Origin of the sequence: Nostoc flagelliforme FACHB-838 (assembly GCF_014698065.1) — a bacterium.
In the GTDB taxonomy this organism is placed as follows: Bacteria; Cyanobacteriota; Cyanobacteriia; order Cyanobacteriales; family Nostocaceae; genus Nostoc; species Nostoc flagelliforme_B.
On sequence record NZ_JACJSI010000463.1, the window covers coordinates 1 to 4,206 of the forward strand.

Genomic DNA, 4,206 nt, shown 5'->3' on the forward strand with positions numbered 1-4,206 from the left:
GAGCAAAAATTGTACGAAATAATTCAAGAACATATCAGCAATCCCAGAAGAAAGGGTAGCAACGATTTAGCATCAATAGATATACGTAAAACTACGTTATTGCCTGATAGCAAATACTCTTTCGGGTTTGGTGCGCCAACCGACTTAGCACTACCGATTATTGCGTCTTATCGGGTATTTTTGGATAAAGACTATAAATGGATTCTGCCGTTTAACGAATTCGCCGAAGATTTTCTCCAACACTTGTGGGCAAACTACTTCCGCAAATATTTGGTGTCAGAGAAAACAGCAGGAAATACAGTCGGTACAAAAATCAGCCGCAATCAAGAGATTTGGGAAAGTTTGTATATCTCTGCACAAAGTTATCTCAATTCATCCTTAGTGAAAATGGTCAAATCTAGTAAATCTAAAGAATTAAAGCTGACACCGAGCTAAAACTTAAAAAGAGCAAAGGAGCGATAAATAATCGCTCTTCAACCACTCTGGTGAAGAAAATATCAGCTAAGTTTTAAACAAGACACAAAGAGTAGAAAATAAAGGCTTGGTAAAGAATGAGACTTGTCCCGATTAATAGCGAATGCAAGTATAGACTGACCATTGATTTTTATGCAAGCAAATCGCAGTTGTGTTAGTATTCAAATGAATCTCGGTTCTAGTGGGGAACAGCCGCTAGAGGAAACGGGGAAAGTCCGGTGTAAATCCGGCGCTGTCCCGCAGCTGTAAGCAAGGCTTGCCTTGTGAGTCAGAATGCCCGCCGAAGTTGACTTGTAAATTTTGTACATCTGCGAGGCACAGATAAGTATTTTTATGAAGATTTATACAACTACTCAGTTTTACGTTCTCATAGTCCCAGATATCAAGACGCTACAGATTACGACTTTCTATGAGAGGGTAAGCGGTTGATTATTACAAATTGTGTCTTGAAATGCAGCGCTAGTGATTGCTACTCCAGATGAGAGTATCGTTTGCAAATAGTCACAGGAACAACGAAATACTGTACTAACTAACAGGTGAAAGTTTTTAAATAAGAGGTAGTAAATGGCGTGTATGACGTAGATAGTCATGTTCCACTACTGAACAAATGCTTTCCCCATTAAGCATAGAAATTACTAATTTATTAGAGTTTTATTAGGTTAATCATCATGCCGAGATTCTATCTTCAGCGAGATGGGAAGATTCCCACTTCTGTTCATCCCTTTGTCAAACAAACGGCTTTCCCCCAAGATAAACACAAGCCCAGTCTACTTCAAGGGAAAATTATTCAAGATGTTCAAAAGATTGCAATGTTGATGTATCGGATAATTTATATTGCAATTGTCTACCTCGGTCAGTTACGGCATAGCTGCTCTGATTCGGGACGAGCAGTAATAAGTAAACCGTTAGATCGGCTCAAATAGGTGTACAGGAGCGTTCAAAAAAATGTCAACTTTATTATATTCTATAATTGGTTTTCTTCTACTTTTAGTAATTGGAATTGCGGCTTATTTCCTAACTGCCCGCAAGTATCAGTCCTCATCCACAGTCGCCAATTCCTACGATCAATGGACAGTTGATGGCATCCTAGAGTTTTATTGGGGGGAACACATTCACCTCGGTCATTACGGTTCGCCACCACGAAGTAAGGATTTTTTGGCTGCTAAATCTGACTTTGTACATGAAATGGTTAAATGGGGTGGAATAGAAAAATTACCTCCTGGTACTACCGTTCTAGATGTTGGCTGTGGTATTGGCGGCAGTAGCCGGATTTTAGCGCGAGATTATGGGTTTGCTGTCACAGGGATTACCATCAGCCCTATTCAGGTGAAACGCGCCCAGGAATTAACACCCCTTGGGCTAAACGCCCAGTTTGCGGTCGATGATGCAATGGCATTGTCGTTTCCAGATGCCAGTTTTGATGTCGTTTGGTCTATTGAAGCAGGTCCCCACATGCCGGATAAAACCGTTTTTGCTAGAGAATTAATGCGGGTGCTAAAGCCTGGGGGAGTGTTGGTTGTAGCGGACTGGAATCAGAGGGATGACCGCCAAAAGCCGCTAAATTTTTGGGAGAAACGAGTAATGCGGCAACTCCTCGATCAGTGGTCTCACCCAGCTTTTTCCAGCATTGAAGGCTTTTCCGAGCTTTTGGCAGGGACAGAATTAGTTGAAGGGGAGGTAATTACGGCAGACTGGACACAAGAAACCCTTCCTTCTTGGTTCGATTCGATTTGGCAAGGAGTGGCTCGACCAGAGGGATTAGTGCGTTTTGGGCTGTCTGGTTTCATCAAGTCTGTGCGCGAGGTACCGACGCTTTTACTGATGCGTTTGGCGTTTGGTGTAAGGTTGTGTCGATTTGGAATGTTTCGGGCTGTGCGGGCAAACGGAACCACAGAATTCATGGACAGAAACTTTGCCAACCAAAATCCCTCAAGCTTGGTTAGGTAGCGATCGCAGCTATTTATGAATATTTGGATTTTAACTAAGTTTGGGGGTTTAAGTCCCCTAGTTCTAGAGGCAGAACGAATTGAAGCCTAAGCTAAATCCCCGTCACAAAACGTAATTATGAATTATGAGTTATGAATTATCGAATTAAGGGATTTGTAGCAGTTCCAAACAAAGCTATGCGTCTGGTATTACAGGGTGCTGGTAATCGATTTGACTACTTTTATGACCGTCTTTGCCAACCCCAGGAATTCCGTCAAACGCGATTAGTATTGATTGGACGGGAGCTTGAGCAGGTTCGCATTGAGCCATTGCTGCTACGGGAGGAAGTCAATGCGACCATCCAATAGTGTCTGGCAAGGAAATTTTGGCTACTGGCAAAATAGTTTTATTCATAATAATCTGCTGGTCATTGGTTACACAGCATAGAAAGGATTTCAGTCATTTGGACAGGGAGCTGTCTTATGTGATGTAGATACTCAAGTTACTCAGTCGACAGTTACAAACTTTGATACAGTTCCCTTCACCCTCCAGTTTCTCCCCTGCGATCTAATTGGGTTTTACTTGCGATCACAATCACTTAACTCATCTATAATCTCATCCATTTTCCCCGCAGTCGCAACATACAATCCCCATCAAGATATTCTTCTGGTGCTAAAAGTTGAACCTCAGATTGAGGTTACTTTTTTACACCAATTAAAAATTACTCCACCCGATTGCTACGAACAAGTTTGCAAGCGTTGGTCAGAATTTCAACCAAGCTTAATGCCCTAATACTTATTTTATTCCTCAATTGGTAACAGTACAATAGTTAACGCACTGAAGTGCCGTTGAGCATTGAAATAAATGAATTCGCAAAATGAACTCCTAAAACAGCAGTTGATAGAAGCGATTTCTTGTCAGAATCTGCAAGAAATTCCAAAAATCCTAACCTTAGCACAATTAGAGGATGAGACAAGAATCCTCAAAGAAGCTCTTGTGCAAGTAGAATATGCAAATTTTGTTTGGTTCTTGCAAGAATATGTAGGTAAGGAAAGTTATCAACAAGCCGTAAAGGATGTATCGACAAGTATGACTCAAAAACTAGTTCAAGGAGGTTTCAAGGCAGGGGTTGATTTCAATTTACACTCAGATGGTAGGATGTTGGCATCAAAGGAGGCAAATGAATATTTAGAAAATTATCAAGTTAATTCTGACCCAACATTGGGAATCAACTTGACTGGAACATGATCTTAGCAAGCTTGCCAAACCCTGGAGTAAAAGCATATTCAATCTCTGCGGGATCACAAATTTCTGTTAGTTTGGATTTCAACCCAGGAAGTTCTCTAACCTCAATACAGATATTTACATATACGTCTTTAATTTCCACATGGAACAGTCCAGCATTTATGTTTAAAAAATCACCTGTTAGCATTGAACAGTAAGTTAAGGATTCAAGCCATTGTGATTTGTACTTCACTCGAAAATAATTATCACCTAAATTCTTTTTGAACTTAGATGACTTTTCCTGTGGTTTTGGCTCCCAGAATATATTATTCTCCAACTGCCCAAGAGCTTCTATTGTCGCTATATTAGTCGCCACATTGCTACTGCCTTGTTGTTTTAGCTTTTTCTGTTCAACAAAAGACATAGCCAGGATACGGTTCTTATGCCGCTCAAAAGCTTCTTTATACAATTCCCATGCTTTTTTGGTAATTGCTGATTGGGATGGCTCAACCATTTTAACGATTTCGCGCCAATCTCCAAGAGTAAATTTAGTAATATTTTCAATAAAAGCGATGAAAATGG

At 40.6% G+C, this 4,206-nt stretch carries 3 protein-coding genes, 3 pseudogenes and 1 riboswitch; of the genes and pseudogenes, 5 read left to right on the forward strand and 1 reads right to left on the reverse strand.

Annotated features, from left to right (window positions below; all coding sequences use genetic code 11):
* The 5 genes and pseudogenes from H6G97_RS46605 to H6G97_RS46625 form a co-directional block, all read left to right on the forward strand.
* Positions 1-435: pseudogene (locus H6G97_RS46605) on the forward strand (AIPR family protein); the annotation flags it as partial.
* A 195-nt stretch (positions 436-630) separates the two neighbouring features.
* Positions 631-773: riboswitch (cobalamin riboswitch) on the forward strand.
* A gap of 369 nt (positions 774-1,142) precedes the next feature.
* Positions 1,143-1,397, forward strand: a complete 255-nt coding sequence (locus H6G97_RS46610; protein ID WP_190947179.1) for a hypothetical protein — start codon at positions 1,143-1,145, stop codon at positions 1,395-1,397.
* A 22-nt stretch (positions 1,398-1,419) separates the two neighbouring features.
* Positions 1,420-2,421, forward strand: a complete 1,002-nt coding sequence (locus H6G97_RS46615) for a methyltransferase domain-containing protein (protein WP_190947180.1) — start codon at positions 1,420-1,422, stop codon at positions 2,419-2,421.
* Between the two features lie 137 nt (positions 2,422-2,558).
* Positions 2,559-2,768: pseudogene (locus H6G97_RS46620) on the forward strand (GTP-binding protein); the annotation flags it as partial.
* A 496-nt stretch (positions 2,769-3,264) separates the two neighbouring features.
* A complete protein-coding gene (locus H6G97_RS46625) occupies positions 3,265-3,648 on the forward strand; it encodes a hypothetical protein (RefSeq protein WP_190947181.1) in 384 nt (127 codons plus the stop codon).
* Here the strand turns inward: H6G97_RS46625 and H6G97_RS46630 are convergent.
* Positions 3,629-4,206 (reverse strand): annotated as a pseudogene (locus H6G97_RS46630) (DEAD/DEAH box helicase); the annotation flags it as partial. The gene H6G97_RS46625 and the pseudogene H6G97_RS46630 overlap by 20 nt on opposite strands.

Excerpts from the sequence above, each read along its gene's own strand:
- H6G97_RS46625 (WP_190947181.1), top strand. The coding sequence starts at position 3,265 with ATGAATTCGCAAAATGAACTCCTAAAACAGCAGTTGATAGAAGCGATT.
- H6G97_RS46610 (WP_190947179.1), top strand. The coding sequence starts at position 1,143 with ATGCCGAGATTCTATCTTCAGCGAGATGGGAAGATTCCCACTTCTGTT.
- H6G97_RS46615 (WP_190947180.1), top strand. The coding sequence starts at position 1,420 with ATGTCAACTTTATTATATTCTATAATTGGTTTTCTTCTACTTTTAGTA.